This is a genomic window from Paracoccus zhejiangensis, from assembly GCF_002847445.1.
Classification (GTDB): Bacteria; Pseudomonadota; Alphaproteobacteria; order Rhodobacterales; family Rhodobacteraceae; genus Paracoccus; species Paracoccus zhejiangensis.
The window spans coordinates 3,453,558-3,472,301 of the sequence record NZ_CP025430.1 but is presented as its reverse complement, the minus strand read 5'-3'; the positions used below and the strand labels follow the sequence as shown (position 1 = coordinate 3,472,301).

Here is an 18,744-nt window from a genome sequence, read left to right as displayed (position 1 = left end):
GTCAGACCGGGACGTTGTCCATCAGATCGAATTCGGCGTGCTGGTCTGCGGGGGCAGACCTGCTCAATCGCGCGGCGGGGGCAGGATCGGCCTGCGGCGTCTGCACCGCTTTCGAACCCTCGCGGAGGTCCTGCAAACCGGCGATTCCGCTCAAGCGCCAGCCGCGCTCGGTCATATCGTCTCTGAGATGTTTGGTCATGGCAGCCTCGTTCAAAAAAAGACATTCCGAAGTTCCGGCAGCAACGGAACAGCGGTCGGGGGGACCTGCGAGATACGACAGCACCCGGCTGGAAGGACTTAAAGAATTGAAAAAGCCTCGCGGTAACGATCGACCGGTCATCCCCTCCCAAGAATCAGCGCGGTCGTCTCAACCAAAGGTAGCAGAACATCCACGACAACTGGATGACAAATCTGTGGGAAAGGGCGTGCGGCGCGCAGATTGGCAGCGATCTGCCATTTTGCCCGATTCTTGACCAGAGCTGCCGCGCTGTCGAGCACGATCAGTCAACGAATCGGTTGATTAATGCGAGGCGCAATGTTAATTATACCAAATGGTAGAACGAGAATTACGCCAATGAACGAAATCTTCCACGCCCTCAGCGACGATACCCGCCGCACCATGCTGCGCGATCTGGCCCATGCCCCGCGCACGGTCAGCGAGCTGGCAGCGCCCCATCCGATGACGCTGGCCGCAGCCTCGAAACATATCAAGGTGCTGGAACAGGCCGGGTTGATCCGCCGCGAGATCCAGTGGCGCACGCATCTGTGCCATCTCGAAGCCGCGCCGCTGAAGCGGGCGATGGACGAGTTGGCCTACTATCAGCGCTTCTGGACCGAGCGGCTGGACGGGCTGGAGAAGCTGCTGACCGACGAAGATGCGGTCCAAGCGCCCGCAAACATTAGAACCCCCAAGACGGAGACAGAGTGATGCAGACCGATCAAATCGACGATCATGCCGTGATGCTGACCGGCTCGACCCTTGTAATCAGCCGCTGGCTGCCCGGCCCGGCCGAGCGGATCTGGCGCTATCTGACCGACAGCGAGTTGCGCCGCAAATGGCTGGCGGCGGGCGAGATGGAGCCGGTGGCCGGTTCCGCGCTGGAACTGGTCTGGCGCAATGACGAGCTGAGCCACAGTGGCGACCGGCGGCCCGAGGGCTTTGCCGAGGAACAGCGGATGGAGAGCCGGGTCATCGCCATCGATCCGCCGCGGCTTCTGACCATCGGCTGGGGCGCGGGCGATGTGACCTTCGAACTGCGCGAAGAGGGCGAACGGGTACTGCTGACCCTGACGCATCGCGGGCTGGACGATCCGCGCGACCGGCTCATGACCGCCTCCGGCTGGCACATGCATCTGGATATTCTTGTCTCCGAGGCCAATGGCGAGCCTCCGGCCTCGTTCTGGTCGGGCTGGGTCAAGCTGCGCGACGACTATGCCCGGCGTCTGAACGCCTGACATCGGCGGCAGGCGCCCCGGTTCAGGGGCGCTTGCGCTTGCGCTTGGCTGCGCGCTTCACCTCGGACAGCCGTGCCTGCGTGGGCTTCCTCCGCAAGGGCCGGCCACGCTTGCCGCCCTTGCGGGGGCCCTGCGACAGGCTGCGGCCTTCCAGTTCCACCAGTTCCAGCGTCAGCCCGCCGGTGGTCGGCACCGCCTCGGTCAGCCGCACGGTGACGCGCTGGCCGATGCCGATCTCGATCCCGGTTTCCGAGCCGATCAGCATCTGCGCATCGGGATCATAGTGGAAATATTCATTGCCGATCTCGCGGATCGGCAGCAGCCCGTCGGCCCCGGTCTCATCCAGCCGGATGAAGGCACCGAAGCGCTGGATGCCGTTGATACGGCCGGTCATCTCGGACCCGACACGCTCGGCCAGGAAGGCGGCGAGATAGCGGTCGGTCGTATCCCGCTCGGCCGCCATCGACCGCCGCTCGGTCTCGCTGATATGGGTGGCGGTCTCGGGCAGACGCTCGATCTCGGCATCGCTGAGCCCGTCCTTGCCCCAGCCATGCGCGGTGATCAGCGCCCGGTGGACGACCAGATCGGAATAGCGGCGGATCGGGCTGGTGAAATGGGCATAGCTTTTCAGCGCCAGACCGAAATGGCCGAAATTCTCGGGATGGTAATAGGCCTGGGTCATCGAGCGCAGGGTGGTGATGTTGATCAACTCGTCGAAATCCGTGCCCTCGGACTGCGCCAGAAGCCGGTTCAGATGATGCGTGTGCAGCACCTGCCCCTTGGCCAGCGTAAAGCCCGATGCCTGCGCCACCTCGCGCAGGGCGTCGATCTTTTCCAGCGTCGGTTCCTCGTGAACGCGGAACAGCAGCGGACGCTGGCGGCGGGTCAGTTCCTCGGCGGCGGCGACATTGGCCAGCACCATGAACTCCTCGATCAGCCGGTGGGCGTCGAAGCGGTCGCGGAAGTTCACCGATTTCACCCGCCCGTCCGGGGTCAACTCGATCCGGCGTTCGGGCAGGTCCAGATCCAGCGGCTGACGCCGCGCGCGGGCCTGCTTCAGCAGGTCATAGGCGTGCCAGAGGGGCTTGATGACCTCATCCACCAGGGGCGCGGTCTGATCATCGGGATTGCCGTCCGCAGCCGCCTGCGCTTGTTCATAGGCCAGCGAGGCGCGGCTGTTCATCAGCCCGCGATGGAAGCTGTGCGAGACCTTGTTGCCCTGCGCATCGAGCCGCATCCGAACCGCGATCACCGCCCGGTCGACGCCCTCGTGCAGCGAGCAGAGATCGCCCGACAGCGCATCTGGCAGCATCGGCACCACCCGGTCGGGGAAATAGGTCGAATTGCCACGTTTCCACGCCTCGCGGTCCAGCGCCGAGCCGGGGCGGACGTAATGGGCGACATCGGCGATGGCGACCCAGATGGTCGCGCCGCCGTCTTCCTCGATCATCGCCGCGACCGCGTCATCATGGTCGCGGGCATCGGCGGGGTCGATGGTGACCAAGGGCAGCGGGCGCAGATCCTCGCGGCCCTTCATCGTGGCGGGCTTGGCGGCATCGGCCTCGGCCAGCACCTGTTCGGGGAAATCGTCGGGAATGCCGTGCTGGTGGATCGCGATCAGACTGACGGCGCGCGGGGCGGAGGGATCGCCCAGACGCTCGGTCACCCGCGCATAGGGCAGGCCAAGGCGGTTCTTCGGGCCGACCTGCTCGGCCTCGACCAGTTCCCCCGGCTGCGCGCCATGGGTGGCGTCAGGGCGCACCCGCCATTCGCGGTCCTGGCCCTTGTCGATCGGGACGATCCGGCCGCCCTCTGCTTCCTTGCGGAAGATGCCGACGATCTTCTGCGGCGCGAGGGTGATCTTGCGGATCAGCCTTGCGTCATACTGGTAATCCTCGCCCTGCACCTCGATCAGCCGGGCAAGGATGCGGTCGCCCGGCCCCAGCGCGCTGTCAGCCTCGCGCGGCTTGTAGAGGATGCGCGGTTCCGGCCCCTCGCCCTGCCATTCCAGCGGCCGCGCCCAGAGATCACCATTGCCGTCGGGGGATTCCAGCCGCACGACCGTGACCGGGGGCAACTGATGCGTGTCCTGGTAGTGCCGGCGGCGGCGTTCCAGATGGCCCTCGGCCTCCAGCTCCTTCAGCAGGCGCTTCAGCTCGATGCGCTCGGCGCCCTTGATGTTGAAGGCCTTGGCGATGTCGCGCTTGGAATTTGCGTCCGGGTGGTCGGCCACCCAGTCGAGGATCTGCTGTTTCGAGGGGATCTGTGCCATGTCCGACTGTTAGCACGGCGCCATGCGGCGCACAGCGGCAAAATGCAGGGCGGCTTACAAGTCCAGAACCATGTCCCGATGCGGCACGCCGCCATCGTCGTAATCGGCCCCCTGCCCCACGAAGCCCAGTTTTTCATAGAAACCCATCGCCCGGACCTGCGCACTCAATTTCACGCGGCGGATGCCGGGCTGCGCGCGCAGCACCTCCAGCGCGGCGCGGACCAGATCGGCACCAAGGCCGGTGCCGCGCATCTCGGGCAGGACGCAGACCCGGCCGATCTTGCCGGTCGCTCCTTCTGCAAAGACCCGTGCCGTGCCGACCGGGCGGTCGCCGTCGCGCGCGAGGATCTGGATCGCATGATCGTCCTGTCCGTCCAGTTCCTCGGCCTCGGAATAGCCCTGCTCGGCGACGAATACCGCCATGCGCACGGCAAGGCAGGCCTCCAGATCGTCGGTGACCTCGATCTTCATGCGAAATACCGCTCAAGCATCTTCTGGTAGACGCGCTTCAGGTCATTCACCTGCTGCGCCGGCACGCGCTCGTCCACCTGATGCATGTAGAGGCCGACCAGCCCGAACTCGACCACCGGGCAGTGATCCTTGACGAAGCGCGCATCCGAGGTGCCGCCCGAGGTGGACAGCACCGGGTCGATGCCGGTCTCCTCACGCACCACGCCGCGGACCAGATCGACGAAGGGGCCGGGCTGCGTCAGGAAGCTTTCGCCCGAAACATGGACATCAAGCGTGATCTCGACCGCTGTTTCGGCACTGATCTTCGCGGCACGTTCGGTCAGGTCCTTGGTCAGCGAGGCGGAACTATGGGCATCGTTGAAGCGAATGTTCACCACCGCCTCGGCCTTTTCAGGGATGACGTTGCTGGCCGGGTTGCCGGTGTCGATGGTGACGATCTGCAAGCCGCTCGGGTCGAAATGCTCGGTCCCCTCGTCCAGCGGTGCGGCGATGAGGTCGTTCAGATAGCGCGTCAGCGCGTGCAGCGGGTTCTTGGCCCGGTGCGGATAGGCAGCATGGCCCTGCACGCCTTTGGCAGTGACATGGACATTCATGCTGCCCCGGCGGCCGATCTTCATCATCTCGCCGAAGGTGTTGGGGTTCGAGGGCTCGCCCACGACGCAGACATCCATCCGCTCGCCATTGGCCGTCATCCAGTCCAGCAGCGCGACCGTGCCGTCACGACCGGGGCCTTCCTCGTCGCCGGTGACGGTCAGGATCACCGCACCATCGGGCGGGGTCTCCGTGACGAAATCCACGGCGGCGGCGACAAAGGCCGCGACGCCGGATTTCATGTCGGTCGCGCCACGGCCCCAGATCACCCCGTCCTCGAGATGGCCGCTGAAGGGTGGATGGGTCCATGACCCCAGCGGACCGGGCGGCACCACATCGGTATGGCCGTTGAAGCCGAAGGTCTTTGCCCCCTTTGCGCCCCAGCGGGCAAAGAGGTTCGGCGTGCCATTGCGATCGACGCGCGTGACCTCGAATCCGGCATCCGCCAGCAGATCGCGCAGCAGGACCAGCGCGCCGCCCTCCTCGGGTGTCACCGATGGGCATTGGATCAGGCGGGCGGTCAGTTGGGCGGCGTCGGTCATCTCAGCTCCAGAGTTCAAAGGCACGGCGGACAAGGTTGGCCCCGCTGATGACCAGCAGGATCTGGGTCCAGCGCCGAAACTGCACCACATCCAGCCGGTCCTGCAAGGCAAAGCCCAGTTGCATCCCGATCACGGCAGGAATGCAGAGGATCAGCGAGAAGGGCAGAGTCTGCGCGTTCAGCACACCGGAAAACAGATGCGCGACCAGCAATGTCACCGCCCCGATCAGGAAGACGATCCCCTGCACCCGCACCTGCTCGCGCTTGTCGACGCCGATGGACAGGAGATAGACGATCAGCGGCGGCCCCCAGATGCCCGAGATGCCGCCATAGAGCCCGCCGATGATGCCGGTGATCGCCTCGACCCGGCTGCGGTGATGGATCGGGATCGTCAGCGACCTCCCGGACAGCTGCCAGAGCGCGTAGAGCATGATCGGCAGGCCCAGCAGGATATACATCACTGCCTGCGGGATCATCTTGGCAAAGCCGGCCGAGACGGCGATGAAGATCACCACCATGGCGATATGCAGCCGGAACCGCTTGACCGAGGCGATCATCTCGCCCCGTCCCTGACGGAAGGCCTGCTGGATATTGGTCACCAGCGTCGGCAGGATCAGCGCCGCCAGCGCCGTGGTGGCGGGCAGGATCGAGCCGAAGGCGGACATCATGATCATCGGCATGGCAAAGCCCACCGCGCCCTTCACGAAGCCCGCGAAAAGCGTGATGCCGATGGCCGCCCAGAACTGCCAGATTTCCAACCCGAACATGGGCCGCACGCTAGCCGGAGCTTCAGGCGAAGGGAAGCCGGGTTGCAGAATCTGCAGAGAACGAACAAGCGCCCGGATCGGCGGCGCAGCCTTCCGGACTAACGCGACATTTTCATTCGTTCATATCACATCTTGCGCATTATAGTTGCGCTGCGACTGCAAAGCGCCTAGGGATGCTGCAACGCCGCAATGCGAGGATTCGATGAAAGACATGGCCCAGACACCCGAAGCGATCCTGCCCGAACTGGATGATCTGCAAGCCCGCGCCACCTCGGCGCTGCGCGACATCGTGGCCCCCGGCGGCAAGGTCGATGCGGCACTTCTGGAACAGAACCAGCATGCGGCGCACGCCCTGTCCTGGCTGGCCACCTATGTCGAGGCGCTGAAGCAGCTTTCGGCATGGTCGGCCCGTGTCGATGGCGAGATCGAGCGGCTGATCCTGCAGATCGGCTTTGGCGAATATCTGAGCCAGATTGCCGGCGGCATCCTGATGAGCCAGAACGAATTCGCCCGGCTGTCGGATCTGGGGATAGAGTGGCAGCCGTCCGAGGCTGCACGCGCGCTGATGGCCGGCAACACCCCCGCCGCCCGCGCCCGTCTGGCCGAGCTGGTCGCCGACAATCGCGGCAGCGCCACCTTTGGCGCCACCGGGCTGGACGAGGATCTGGAGATGATCCGCGACCAGTTCCGCCGTTGGGCCGATGACAAGGTCGTGCCCCATGCCCATGGCTGGCATCTGAGGGACGAGCTGATCCCGATCGAGATCATCGACGAGCTGGCGGAACTCGGCGTGTTCGGCCTGACCATTCCGGAGGAACTGGGCGGTCTCGGCATGTCCAAGGCGGCGATGGTCGTCGTCTCCGAGGAACTGTCGCGCGGCTATATCGGCGTCGGCTCGCTTGGCACCCGCAGCGAGATCGCGGCAGAGCTGATCTTGGGCGGCGGCACGGACGAGCAGAAGGAACACTGGCTGCCGAAACTGGCCAGCGGAGAGATCCTGCCCACCGCCGTCTTCACAGAGCCGAATACCGGCAGCGACCTGGGCAGCCTGCGCACCCGCGCGGTCAAGGACGGGCTGGACTGGAAGGTCACCGGCAACAAGACCTGGATCACCCATGCTGCCCGCACCCATGTGATGACGCTCTTGGCGCGAACCGATCCCGCGACCGACGATTATCGCGGCTTGTCGATGTTCATCGCCGAAAAGACCCCCGGCACCGCCGAGGATCCGTTCCCCACCCCCGGCATGACCGGCGGCGAGATCGAGGTTCTGGGCTATCGCGGGATGAAGGAATACGAGCTCGGCTTCGACGGGTTCGAGGTCAAGGGCGAGAACCTGTTGGGCGGAGTCACAGGCCAGGGCTTCAAGCAGCTGATGCAGACCTTCGAAAGCGCCCGCATCCAGACCGCCGCCCGCGCCATTGGCGTGGCGCAGAACGCGCTGGAACTGGGCCTGCAATATGCGCTGGACCGCAAGCAGTTCGGCAAATCGCTGATCCATTTCCCCCGCGTCGCCGACAAGCTGGCGATGATGGTGGTCGAAATCATGATCGCCCGGCAACTGACCTATTTCAGTGCCTGGGAAAAGGATCACGGCCATCGCTGTGATCTCGAGGCCGGGATGGCGAAGCTGCTGGGCGCGCGGATTGCCTGGGCCAGCGCCGACAATGCCCTGCAAATTCATGGGGGTAACGGTTTCGCGCTGGAATATCAGATCAGCCGGGTGCTCTGCGATGCCCGCATCCTGAACATCTTCGAGGGAGCGGCCGAGATCCAGGCGCAGGTGATCGCGCGGCGGTTGCTGGGGTGACACGTGGCCGGGCAAGCGGTCAGGCCTGCGTGAAGGGGCGTGCAAGGAACGAAAATCCGGTGTAAGGCGTTGCTGACACACAAAAGTTCAGCTTCACGAGGACACTGCCATGATCCGCCCCGCCGTCACCCTGCTTGCCGCCCTCACCGCCCTTGCCGCCTGTGAGCCGGTGCCCTCTGCCAATGGCCTGACCGGCAACGTGCCGCTGGAAAGCTATTATCTGGTCGGCATCGGTCAGGACGCCGTGCCCGAGCGCAACATGGCCGTCCGTTTCACCGGCAACCAGATCCTCGGCAGCGGCCCCTGCAACAGCTTCACCGCCACCAATGCCGCCGCCCTGCCGGCGATCCAGGTGACGAATTTCGTGCCGACCAGCGCGCCCTGCGGCGAAGCCCGGCAGGAACAGCGCTTCTTCGAGGCCGTGCGCAGCGCCACCAGTGCCGACTACCAGGGCGGCGTTCTGCTGGTGAAGGGTCCGACCTACATGCAATTCGAACCCGGTCGGCCGCTCTGATGCGCGGGCTGGGGAAAGTTGCCGCGCTGGCACTGGCACCGCTGCTGCTGGCGGCTTGCGAGCCGGCGGCAACAACGGGTGGCAGCGCGGCTGCGGTGCCGCTTGGTGATTACCAGCTGGTCAGCATGGGCGGGCAGGATGTCGAATCCGCCCATGTGACCCTGCTGCTCGAGGCGGACCGGATCAGCGGTGCCGGCTTCTGCAACCGCTACAGCGGGGCGCAGGCGGGCACGCTGCCGGAACTGGCCATCGGGCCGGTCGTGTCGACGCGGATGGCCTGCATCGGCGACCGCATGCCGCAGGAGACCGGCTATTTCGCGGCAATCGAGGGGGCAACTGCCGCCCGCTTCGAAGGTGGCCGGCTGACCCTGACCGGCAGCGGCCCGGAACTGGTCTATACGCCGCATACCCCGGAAGGCTGAGGCCCGCCTCAGCTCCCCCCGGCCAAACGCCGCACCAGCCGCCCCCGCGCGGCTGGCAGCGGCTTTCCCACCAGCTCCCGCGCCAGCCGGGCATCCAGAAAATGCCCAGTGATGGCCAGCCCCTCGGCAATGCCCCGGCCGCGATTGTCCCCGGCCCCGCCGAGGATCGCCGGCAGCGGTAAAAGGCGGTCCGCCCATTCCCCTGCCCCGGCCCGACTAACGGCCCGGCCCGAGCGCGGGCTGACATAGGCCAGCCCCTCCCGCGCGCCGGTTACCGCGCAATCGACGAGATCGAGGCCGAAGCCCATCTCGTCGAGAAGCTGCATTTCCCAGTGCAGATAATCCTCGGCCCAGTCCCCGCCCGCATCCATCCGGTCCAGCAGCGCCTCGGTCGACAGTGTCAGGCCGGGATGCGGGTCGCGTTCGGGCAGGGCAAATCCCAGCATCGCGCAGACGGCGTTCAGCCCGGCCAGAGCCAGCGGATCGGCCATCAGCCCCGGACGGGCGCGCAGGGGTTCGGCGGCAAAGGTGCCCAGCTGGTCATCCAGCCGCGCCCGCCAGCGCAGCGAGAGGCGGTTCCCCGGTTGCAGCAGCGCCGCCCGCTTCTGCGAGGCACCCCCCGGCACCAGCCCGGCATGGCGGCCGAACTCCACCGTCATCACTTCGATGATGATGGCGTTTTCCCCATGCGCGCGGCGCGTGATCACCGTGCCCTCGGCCTGCCATTCCATGTCGGTTTCCCCGTGCTGGCGGGCAGCCTGCCGCATTCCGCGCCAAAGCGCAAAGGGGCGCTCAGCCCCCTTTGAAAGTCAGTCTGGAAGGGTCAGGCTGCCATCAGCGGCCAGCGGCCAGAAGGGGTTGGTGGCGATCTCCCAGACATGGCCGTCGGGATCGGAGAAATAGCCGGAATAGCCGCCCCAGAAGACCTTTTCGGGCTTCTTCAGCACCGTGCCACCGGCGGCGATCGCCGCTTGGAACGTTGCATCGGTCTCGGCATCGGTCGGGCAGTTCTGCGCCAGGGTGATCGCCCCCATGCCCAGCTCGGCATCGGGGCGCCCCTGGTCCTCGGCCAGGTCCTTCAGCCCGAACAGCCCCAGAACGGCACCCTGCATCTGGTAGAAGGCGACACCGTCCTGCGACCGGGGGTGCAGCTTCCAGCCCCAAGCCTCGTAGAAGTTGCGGGCACGGATCAGGTCGCGGGTTCCGAGCGTAATCAGCGTAACGCGTTGACGCGGCAGGGGCACGAGAGCCTCCTAGTTTGCACGTTGGCTGGCCATGTCCCGGCGCGTGCGGCGGCGTTGGCCAGCCTCTCGGATCAGCGTAACCGAATAGATCACCAGCGCCAACCAGATCATCGGAAAGGCGATCAGCCGCGCCCCCTCAAAGGGTTCGCCAAAGACCAGAAGCGCGGTGATGAAGACCATGGTGGGGGTGATGTATTGCAGCGTGCCGATGGTCGAAAGCCGTACCAGCTTGGCGCCATTGGCATAGAACATCAGCGGGATGGCGGTGGCCGGACCGGCGAGGATCAGGAGGATGCTGTCCTTGAGATTACCCTGCGCGAAGTGGCTTTGCCCGTTCACCTGCAGCCAGATGACATAGCCGATGGCGAGCGGAAGCAGCAGCAACACCTCGAGCGTGAACCCCTGATTGGGACCAAGCGGCAGGCTTTTCTTGCAATAGGCATAGAAGCCCCAGCTGAGCGTCAGCCCAACGGCCACCAGCGGCAGGCGCCCGGCCTCGACCGTCAGCAGGATCACCGCGGCGGCGGCCAGCGCGACCGCCAGCTTCTGCAGCCGGTTCAGCCGCTCGCCCAGCAGCATCGCGCCAAGGAAGATGCTGAACAACGGGTTGATGTAATAGCCAAGCGCCGCATCCATGGCGTGATCGTTGGTCACCGCCCAGACATAGATCAGCCAGTTGACCGAGATCAGCGCCGCCGTCAGCGCGGCCATCGCCAGCAGACGTGGGGTGCGCAGCGCAGTCAGCACATCGGCACTGCGGCCCTGCCAGAACAGCACGACGGCGGCGATGGGCAGCGACCAGATCACCCGATGGGCAATGATCTCGAAGGGCGAAATATGGTCCAGCGCCTTCATGTAGAGGGGCAGGAATCCCCACAGGACATAGGCGGCCAGCGCAAAGACCAGGCCGCGCGGCGAATCGCTGTTGGGATCGGGGATCGTGCTCATTTGGTTTGCATAGGCTGCAAAGGTGGGAGGGGGAAGGGGGAAGCGGAGGCGAGGCTGGGCCACTCGGACGCAAGCTGCACGAGCGCACCGTACGCCAAACTCGACGCCGCAGTTGCGATGGCGGCCTTCGACGTGAAATCGGCTACCCCTTTCAAAACCTGCGCAAAGCCCCGACGTTGACAACGAGAATATGCCCGGCGACATAGCCGGCGTCGGACGCGGCGAGACAGGTCATTTCAGAGCCTACGGCTTCAACCACGACATCGGTCCCGCCGTCACCTGCCAGGGTCGGCACCCGTGCCGCGACATACTCGCACGCGGTGTTGTTAACCTCAGATGCGCCCAATGCCCTCGCGCTGCACACCAATGGTCTGGTCGTTCCGGCAGGCATTCGGCCGGTTCAACGAAAGGCCTCGTAGCCGCCACAGTTGAGATCTGGCAGAATCGCCCAGGCACCAAACCCAATTAAGATACTGATCTGTTGTCATTCTTCTGATGGCACTTCTCCGACAGGACAATGGGAGCTCGGTGATGGCAGTCCCATTTTGGCTTTCGGGTCGGGCTTGGCTGGCGATTGAGCCGCTTTTTGCCGGCGAGCCAGCCGGGTGCGAGGAGGGCGGACGATCGCCGCATGATCAGCGGGATCATCCATGTATTGCATGTCGGATGCCGAGGGCAGGATTGTCCGCCCGGCTATGGGCCTGTGACGACGACCTATAATCGTTTCAACCGTTGGAGCCATCGCGGCATTTGGGGGCGCTTCTTTGTCACCCTTGCGGCACAGACAGTGTTGCTCGATGAACCGAGCATCGGCTTTACCGCCGAGCGCTCCGATCGGTCGACACACTGCGAAAAAGGGGGCGCAAATTCAGGCCATCCGGCACTCGCGCAGCGGCCCGACAGCTTTCGCCCGGTCATCGCGCAGCTTGGCCCTCACCCGCCGCTTCGGCCCTAGGCGTGGCCTTGAACCAGTGGCGGCTCACGCATCGATCTTCCGCAGCCGGAGGCCTAACTCTTTGTAAAAAATTATATACGATCTTGATACTGACCTCCGAGCCTTCCCGATCAAGGACGACGTAAACGCGGCGATGCCCATACCGCACATCAATCGCCGTCGGGCTCGAACCGATGGCGCCTCGACGGCTCATATTTCGCATCTCTCCTTGATCCGCCGTTTCAACTCTGCCGGATCGGTGCGGCGGGACTTGTAGTGGTAGCTCGAACAGTCGAACCGGAGGCTCCCGTTGTCATCTGCGCTCGGACCGATGGCGCGCCGACGACAACCCCGTGCAGATCGAAACTGCCCAGTCTGCGCACATCCCGCGAACCAGCTCGCGCGTCCGTTCCAGCTTCAGAGCTCTCGCCGCACGACACCCTGCACCATCTGGCGATCCAATGTCAGGTCGGCCAAATTGCGCTTCAGCCGCGCGTTCTCGTCCTCGAGTTGCTTCAGCCGGCGCATCTCGTCCGGTAGCAAGCCGCCATACTTCTTCCTCCACGCAAAGTAGGTCGACTGGCCGATCCCGGCCTTACGACAGATCTCGGCAACCGATGTGCCTTCCTCGACCTGTTTCAGGATGAATGCCTTTTGCGCTTCCGCAAACTTCGATGCCTGCATTGTTCTCAGCTCCTTTCCCAACCAGGAAATGTTAACTGAAAACTCCAGCCTCAAATGGTCCAGTTCTTAGGGGGCGTCAAAGGCGCTTGTGCTAAGTTGAGGCCAGTCTCGTCTTGTGCTCAAGGCTAGCGGCGAAATCGAACTGGTTGGCACGGGCATCAAACTAGCGGGTGGAAAAATTTGGCTCAACTGAGATTAGTTTCCGTTCTTGGTCTTGCGCTGCTCGCTGGTGCCGGCGCATGGATTCTTGCCGATCAGCGCGGCGAGGCCACGGAAATGACACCCTTGTGTCAAGGAGCACAAGCTGGTTCCGGCTTTGACGGGGCGCTTGCCTATATCCAGTCAGCGCAAGGTTACCTGACGGGGCGGGTTGACAGTAGCGACCCTGATCAATGCCCAGAAAGCGCGCTAGGCCAGTTTCTTCTGGCGAAAGACGACCCCGACGCCTTGGAGAAATACTATACGCAGCGGCTTGAGCAGCGCGACGCGATGCCTTCGGTCGAAGCGCGGTATGGCTGGGACGTTGAGACGCTTCTGCAGATCAACCTGGAATGCGATGCGGATCAGGATTGCGCACGGGAGCGTATTTTGGCGTTGATCGAGGCAGGGTTGAAGCCTTCGCACGGCTTGGTCTTCTGCGGCTTCGATAGCGCCCCATCGCCGGAAGCGGAAGAGGTGGACCGATTGGCCGAATTCGGCAGACCGCAGTCCCTGCCCTTCATATGCGACGAGCTGCTGCAGGGTAGCGGCGTGTCGGACGGATGGATGACAGCCTACGCCGACTATTTTGACGGTCGATAGCAGGACGGAGCATGTAATGGGTTACACGGTTATCGACGGCATTGAATATCTTGGAACGCCCAAGCTTGACCTGCCATTTGACGACGGGGATGGCCTAGAGACTACGACGAGGAGCGGCCTCATGGCGCGATCGGCAACAAAGTCCCGGCGGCGCTGATCAAATTGGCACACGCAGCCAGCCCGTGTATCCGACCAAATGGCAGAAACTCTGACAGCGGCCGATGACGCGTTGGGTAGCACATCAGATGGACAACATACTAATCTCAGACCGCGGATGTTTCAGGTGAGCAGGTCACGCCCTTCGTGCTTCCAATGTGCTTCCACTGGTGCAGCAGTAACGTCAAAACCCTCGCGCTGTGCGGGTATAATTCGTTATAATCGTTATTATTTTTTAGCTTACGGGGCAGGATTTGGACACTGTTTCGGATCATCCTTGTTTGCGCATTCATCAGCTTGATGACGCGAATAATCGCCGAAACCACCACAATCTTCAGGTCATGCCTCACGTCAAATGGACCATAACCGATTGCGAAGCAAAGATAGCTTTCGGTGACTGAAACCAGCTGCGGGAGGACCTAGCGCGTTGATTGTTAGGACCACGAATAGATTTCATCCTTGCGCTTCGCATCTGCGCCTCCCCCATGAGTTGCTTACGCCGCGAAAGGTACCAGCCGCCGTCAATCGCCTCGGCCCTACCGTGACCTGACGGGAGGGTTGCGCTAGCCGTTTGGTTCGCGGATGAAAAAGCGGCGCAGGCTTTGCCTTCCCTCGATCCCGCATTACCTGTCTCTACCCGAATACCAGTTCCGGCAGAACCACCTCCCACTCATCCCGGCGGATGTGGCTGCGATATTCTTCGCTGTTGTCGCGCTTGCGCCAGCGGATAACCGCGCCGACCTCGCCGCGCAGGAACGTCAAGCCCCCGGGGGGAGAGAACCCGCCTGACATACGGCCAAGGACCCGCCCGTCCAGATCGCAGATATACCAGCCGCGTTTGCCATTCAGCTCGCGGTAGACGAGATTCACCGGATCGCCGACACCAATTGCGGCAAGCTCGGTACTGGCGGATGCCTGCCGTCCGGCCCAGGACAGATCTACCAGTTTCATCTCGGGCATCACATAATGCTCTGACCGCCCCTGTAGCACCCGACAGTCGGGCCGGACCTCGCGCTGCAGCAGCGCCTCGCCAGTGGCCAGGAACGGATGCCTGCCATCCGCCATCACCGACAGGCTTCGGCGCGCGCGGGTCATGGCGACGTAAAACAGGCGGCGGGGGGCATCGCGGTCTTCTCCCCGCGATGGCTTTTCCCAGCCCCCGTCAAGAATGACCACATCGTTGAATTCCAGCCCTTTGGCGCGATGCGCGGTCAGCAGCAACAGCCCGCGCTGCTCACCTCGCGTATCACGTGCCCATTCGGCGAACCACTCGATCAGGTCGGGCGCCGGAATCGTCTTGTCGGCGATCTCGCGCGCCAGCGCGGCAATGCCCTCGGCGATAAGATCAATCCACCGGTTGCCCGGCTGGCAGTTCAGCCGTTCAACCAAATCCCCGATCCCCAGCCGCGCAGCGGGATCCTGTCTGATCGCGGCAACAAAAATCTGCATCTCGCGCAGCCGCCAGATATTCGGAAGGCTCTCGTTGGCCATCTCGACGGGAATGCCGCAAGCCTCAGCATAGGCACGGACCGGCCCCAACCGCTTCCACTCGCGCGAGATGATCGCGGCGCGGGACCAGCTCCAGTCAGGATCGAGGCGGGACAAGCGCAGAAGCTCGTCCACAGCCGCGACGGCCTGGGCGACGGCCCCGGACGGGCATCGCAAAAGCTGCACGCGACCGGCGGCGACGGGATCGAGATCAGCGAGCGCCCCGCCGGCGGGGTGCCCTGCGCGCTTGCGGTCAATTGTGATCTGCTGATCGGCCTTCATTCGTGCCCCGGCCGGGGCAATCACGGCATTGGCGGCATCGATGATGTGACGGGACGAGCGGTAGTTCTCGATCAGGTATTCGGGCTTAGCGCGATACTCACCTTCGAAGCGGCGAATGAAGTCCACCGAGGCGCCGGCGAATGCATAGATGTTCTGATCATCGTCACCCACGGCGAACAGGCTCAGACGCAGATCGGGATCTTCAAGCGATCGCCCGGCGATCGCCGCGATCAGCGCATATTCCTCGGGCCCGATATCCTGGTACTCGTCGACCAGAATCCATCGATATCCCTGTATGAGCGCATCGCGCTGCGCTTCGGCCTCGGCCTTGCTCAGCCCCTCGCCATTCAGCTGCCGGACGGCCTCCAGCACGATGCCATCAAAATCGTGGTCGCTTCCGGTGGCCCCGGCGAAGCTTGCCCCGACCAGCCGCATGGCCATGGCATGACAGGTCGAAACGGTAACATGAATTGCATCGTCCCCGATCAGATGGCGCAGCCGCGCGCGGATCTCTGCCGCAGCATGGCGATTATAGGCCAGGACCAGAATGCCGCGCGGATCCTCGCGCCGGACACGGATCAGATAGGCGATGCGATGCACCAGCACCCGGGTCTTGCCCGATCCGGGTCCGGCCAGGACCAGAACATTGGTCTGTTCGCGATCATCGGCAACGATCTTTTGCTGCACTGGATTGTTCAGCGCCTCGACGATCGAGCGCCACGAGATGCCGGTTGTCTGTCGACCGATTTCGGCGCCGCGACCCGGCAGCCACTTGTTCAGGAAGCTGTCCTGATCGAGCTGGAAGTAATCACTTGAAAGCTTCTCGGCCCGGTCCATTGCCTCGAGACCCTGCTGAGCATAGGCGGCCATCACATGGGTCTGGATCGTCTGTTCGGCATAATGCTGTTCAAGCGGCGTGAAATGGTCGACGGTGAAGGTCTCGCGACCCGGTCGCAGATGCACTGTCATCGCCGGGCGAAATACCGTCAGCCCCTTGCCGAGCGTCACCACCTCCTGCTCATGCAGCCACAGCAGGGCGCGCTCCATCAGCTTGTTCATGTCTTGCACCGCACTGCGCAGAAAGGCATCGCCGGTCAGGCTGGCCAGCAGGTCGCCCATCGTGGTTTCCACCTGCAGATCCTTGCCGCGCGTCCCTTTCGCGACCTTGCCGGTCAGATGGGTCAGCAGCAATTCCGCACCCTGACGCCGGATAACCGCCGTCTGCTCCACCACCTGCCAGGGCCGCTGCAATGTGACCAGCAGCGTATTGCGCGAGTCCTTGCGCAGATGCAGATTGCCGCGTCCGCCATCCTGGTCACGCCCGTCGCGCGCCATGCCACGCAAGAGCTTTTCAATGACATCGGGGCGCACCGCCCCATGGCCCCTGTCGCGCAACGCCTGACAGGTCTCGGCCAAATGCAGCGGCACAGCCGACGTGCCATCAGCATCCGGCGCGACCTCGCGCATCAGCGCGATCAACTCGGCCTCCCATCGCGACGCTTGCGCGTACCGGCTCTGCGAATGCCCCTCAACCCCGACATGGACAAAGACCGTCACCGCCAGATCGTTGCGGGCAATGCCAAGCGTCTCGAGATCGGCCATCGCCTTGTTCAGCCCCGCCCCTGTCAGCCCGCTGACGCCGGTTAGCTCGTCGGTGGAAATCCCCAGATCGGCCGGTGCATTCATCAGATGGCGGACGATATCCAGCAACTGCTTGCGCCTCACACCGGTGATCGACTGGCGGAAGAGGATCTGCTCGACCTGGTCCAGATTACGGATGCGCAACGAGGACGGAAACACCTTCACCCGGTTTTCCTCGCGCGACAGTAGACTGGCCTCCTCCAGCCAGGAAACGGCCGTCTTGACGCGGGTATCATCGGTGGCGCTGTCGCGCGCGAATTCCTGATCACGCTCGGCCCGGACGATCTCGCCAGAGGTGGCGACGACCTCGCCGGATTTCTCGGTTCGGCCATCGATCCGGCGCAACGCCCTGAGGATTGCGCCGATCTCGTGCCGCGCCAGCCGCGAGCGCGCCGACAGGGAAAACTGCCGCTCGACATCCTCGGTCGAGAACAGCAGCACGCAGTTGGCATGAGCCCGGTCGCGGCCTGCACGCCCGGCCTCTTGCAGATAGTTTTCCAGCGATCCCGGAATATCACCATGCACGACCAGCCGGATATCAGGCTTGTCGATTCCCATGCCAAAGGCATTTGTCGCGGCGATGATCCGCAAGGCGCCAACGCGGAACCTTTCCTGAATGTCGCGTTTTACGTCGGGGGTCAGCCCGGCATGGAAATGCTCGGCGGCAAGCCCTTGCCCTTTCAGAAAGTTGGCGACGCGTTCGGTCGCGCTGCGGGTGGCGCAATAGACCACCGCGCCTGATACGCCCTCGGCCGGCAGCTTCGCCTCTATCACGTCCAGAATATCGGCCAGTTTGGTATTGCGCTGCGTTTCGCGCACCTCGAAGGACAAATTGGTGCGCGCCGCGCCACCGTCCAGCAGCAACAGATCAACATCCAGCCGCGAGTGGAAATGTTCGCGGATGTCCTGCACCACCTCGGGCTTGGCGGTGGCCGTCAGGCACAGGACCGGCGGCGCCGGTTCATCGCCCGAGGTTTCCCTGATGAAGCGCGAGATATAGCGGTAGTCGGGCCGGAAATCGTGCCCCCATTTCGAAACGCAATGGGCTTCGTCGAGCACCCAAAGCCCGACCTCGCGCTGTCTCAGCACCGAACGGACCGTGACACTGCGCAGTTGTTCTGGCGAGATCAGCAGGATCGCCGCCTCGCCCATCCGCACCTGATCCAGCGCATTCTGCCGCTCGGGCATGGACAGCATTCCGTTGATGGTTACAGCCGACGAGATCCCCGCCCGTTCCATCCCCTGCACCTGGTCCGCCATCAGCGCGACCAGCGGCGAGATCACCACCGTCAGTGCCCCGGTCTTGTCGAATTTCGTCAGTGCCGGGATCTGGTAGCAGAGAGATTTTCCGGTCCCCGTCGGCAGAATGCCAAGGATGCTTTGACCCCGCATCGCCTCTTCGACAATCCGCTCCTGCAGGGGCCGACCGGTTTCAGGTTCCTGGGGCTGCGGACGAAACGCATCGAATCCAAACCAGCGGGTCAGGGCGCGGCCCGGGTCGCTCTGCTCGCGGCACCAGCTGCAGTCGGGGCTATCGCAGGCGGTATCGCGCAGATGCCGCACGATCAGCGAGGCCTCCCGGAACTGCATCCGCACCCAGGGTGGCATGACAGAATCCCCACCAGCGACCGAGATCCAGGCCAGCGCATAGGCCATGGGCCAGCCAAGCCTCGGATCGACCAGCCGGCTTAGCACCTGATCGACCCGTCTGTCGCAGGCACGC

Annotated in this window: 16 protein-coding genes and 1 pseudogene; 7 read left to right on the top strand and 10 right to left on the bottom strand. The window is 63.9% G+C overall.

The window, feature by feature from the left end; genetic code table 11:
* Nucleotide 1 precedes the first annotated feature (1 nt).
* Complete coding sequence (locus CX676_RS16820) at nt 2-199, bottom strand: hypothetical protein (RefSeq protein WP_101753578.1); 198 nt, start codon at nt 197-199, stop codon at nt 2-4.
* Between the two features lie 375 nt (nt 200-574).
* Between CX676_RS16820 and CX676_RS16815 the strand changes: the two genes are divergently transcribed.
* Both CX676_RS16815 and CX676_RS16810 read left to right on the top strand, forming a co-directional pair.
* Nucleotides 575-928, top strand: a complete 354-nt coding sequence (locus CX676_RS16815) for an ArsR/SmtB family transcription factor (RefSeq protein WP_198590233.1) — start codon at nt 575-577, stop codon at nt 926-928.
* A complete protein-coding gene (locus tag CX676_RS16810) occupies nt 928-1,455 on the top strand; it encodes an SRPBCC family protein (RefSeq protein WP_101753576.1) in 528 nt (175 codons plus the stop codon). Before CX676_RS16815 ends, CX676_RS16810 begins: the two co-directional genes overlap by 1 nt.
* 22 nt (nt 1,456-1,477) lie before the next feature.
* Here CX676_RS16810 and rnr read toward each other — a convergent pair whose 3' ends face one another.
* From rnr to CX676_RS16790, 4 genes are read right to left on the bottom strand one after another with little or no spacing between them, the layout of a single operon-like run.
* On the bottom strand, nt 1,478-3,727 hold the full coding sequence (gene rnr, locus CX676_RS16805; protein WP_101753575.1) for a ribonuclease R: 2,250 nt from the start codon (nt 3,725-3,727) through the stop codon (nt 1,478-1,480).
* 54 nt (nt 3,728-3,781) lie between these two features.
* Nucleotides 3,782-4,198, bottom strand: coding sequence for a GNAT family N-acetyltransferase (locus tag CX676_RS16800; RefSeq protein WP_101753574.1), 417 nt, complete (start codon nt 4,196-4,198; stop codon nt 3,782-3,784).
* A complete protein-coding gene (gene dapE, locus CX676_RS16795; RefSeq protein ID WP_101753573.1) occupies nt 4,195-5,331 on the bottom strand; it encodes a succinyl-diaminopimelate desuccinylase in 1,137 nt (378 codons plus the stop codon). The genes CX676_RS16800 and dapE overlap by 4 nt, the downstream gene beginning before the upstream one ends.
* Nucleotide 5,332: 1 nt before the next feature.
* Nucleotides 5,333-6,097, bottom strand: coding sequence for a sulfite exporter TauE/SafE family protein (locus CX676_RS16790; RefSeq protein WP_101753572.1), 765 nt, complete (start codon nt 6,095-6,097; stop codon nt 5,333-5,335).
* A 202-nt stretch (nt 6,098-6,299) separates the two neighbouring features.
* Between CX676_RS16790 and CX676_RS16785 the strand changes: the two genes are divergently transcribed.
* From CX676_RS16785 to CX676_RS16775, 3 genes are all read left to right on the top strand, one after another.
* Nucleotides 6,300-7,907 carry an acyl-CoA dehydrogenase family protein gene (locus CX676_RS16785; protein ID WP_101753571.1) on the top strand — a complete coding sequence of 536 codons (1,608 nt, stop codon included), beginning with the start codon at nt 6,300-6,302 and terminating at the stop codon, nt 7,905-7,907.
* Nucleotides 7,908-8,016: 109 nt separating this feature from the next.
* The gene (locus CX676_RS16780; protein ID WP_101753570.1) at nt 8,017-8,421 is read left to right on the top strand and encodes an META domain-containing protein; all 405 of its coding nucleotides are present in this window, start codon (nt 8,017-8,019) and stop codon (nt 8,419-8,421) included.
* The gene (locus tag CX676_RS16775) at nt 8,421-8,843 is read left to right on the top strand and encodes an META domain-containing protein (protein ID WP_101753569.1); all 423 of its coding nucleotides are present in this window, start codon (nt 8,421-8,423) and stop codon (nt 8,841-8,843) included. Before CX676_RS16780 ends, CX676_RS16775 begins: the two co-directional genes overlap by 1 nt.
* 8 nt (nt 8,844-8,851) lie before the next feature.
* On the opposite strand, the gene recO is transcribed toward CX676_RS16775, so the two are convergent.
* From recO to rarD, 3 genes are all read right to left on the bottom strand, one after another.
* The gene (gene recO, locus CX676_RS16770; protein ID WP_101754403.1) at nt 8,852-9,574 is read right to left on the bottom strand and encodes a DNA repair protein RecO; all 723 of its coding nucleotides are present in this window, start codon (nt 9,572-9,574) and stop codon (nt 8,852-8,854) included.
* A 78-nt stretch (nt 9,575-9,652) separates the two neighbouring features.
* Complete coding sequence (locus CX676_RS16765) at nt 9,653-10,081, bottom strand: VOC family protein (protein WP_101754402.1); 429 nt, start codon at nt 10,079-10,081, stop codon at nt 9,653-9,655.
* Between the two features lie 15 nt (nt 10,082-10,096).
* Nucleotides 10,097-11,035: an EamA family transporter RarD gene (gene rarD / locus CX676_RS16760; protein WP_101753568.1), complete on the bottom strand. Its 939-nt coding sequence runs from the start codon at nt 11,033-11,035 to the stop codon at nt 10,097-10,099.
* Nucleotides 11,036-11,666: 631 nt separating this feature from the next.
* Between rarD and CX676_RS23335 the strand changes: the two genes are divergently transcribed.
* Nucleotides 11,667-11,990 (top strand): transposase, encoded by a 324-nt coding sequence (locus CX676_RS23335; RefSeq protein ID WP_408634465.1) that lies wholly within the window; start codon nt 11,667-11,669, stop codon nt 11,988-11,990.
* On the opposite strand, the pseudogene CX676_RS23050 reads toward CX676_RS23335, so the two are convergent.
* Nucleotides 11,928-12,653, bottom strand: a pseudogene (locus CX676_RS23050) (transposase); the annotation flags it as partial. The gene CX676_RS23335 and the pseudogene CX676_RS23050 sit on opposite strands and share 63 nt — an antisense overlap.
* Nucleotides 12,654-12,833: 180 nt before the next feature.
* On the opposite strand from CX676_RS23050, the gene CX676_RS16745 reads away from it, so the two are divergent.
* A complete protein-coding gene (locus CX676_RS16745; RefSeq protein WP_157935982.1) occupies nt 12,834-13,454 on the top strand; it encodes a hypothetical protein in 621 nt (206 codons plus the stop codon).
* Nucleotides 13,455-14,243: 789 nt separating this feature from the next.
* Here CX676_RS16745 and CX676_RS16740 read toward each other — a convergent pair.
* Nucleotides 14,244-18,716 (bottom strand): RecQ family ATP-dependent DNA helicase, encoded by a 4,473-nt coding sequence (locus tag CX676_RS16740; RefSeq protein WP_232816501.1) that lies wholly within the window; start codon nt 18,714-18,716, stop codon nt 14,244-14,246.
* Nucleotides 18,717-18,744: the final 28 nt, after the last annotated feature.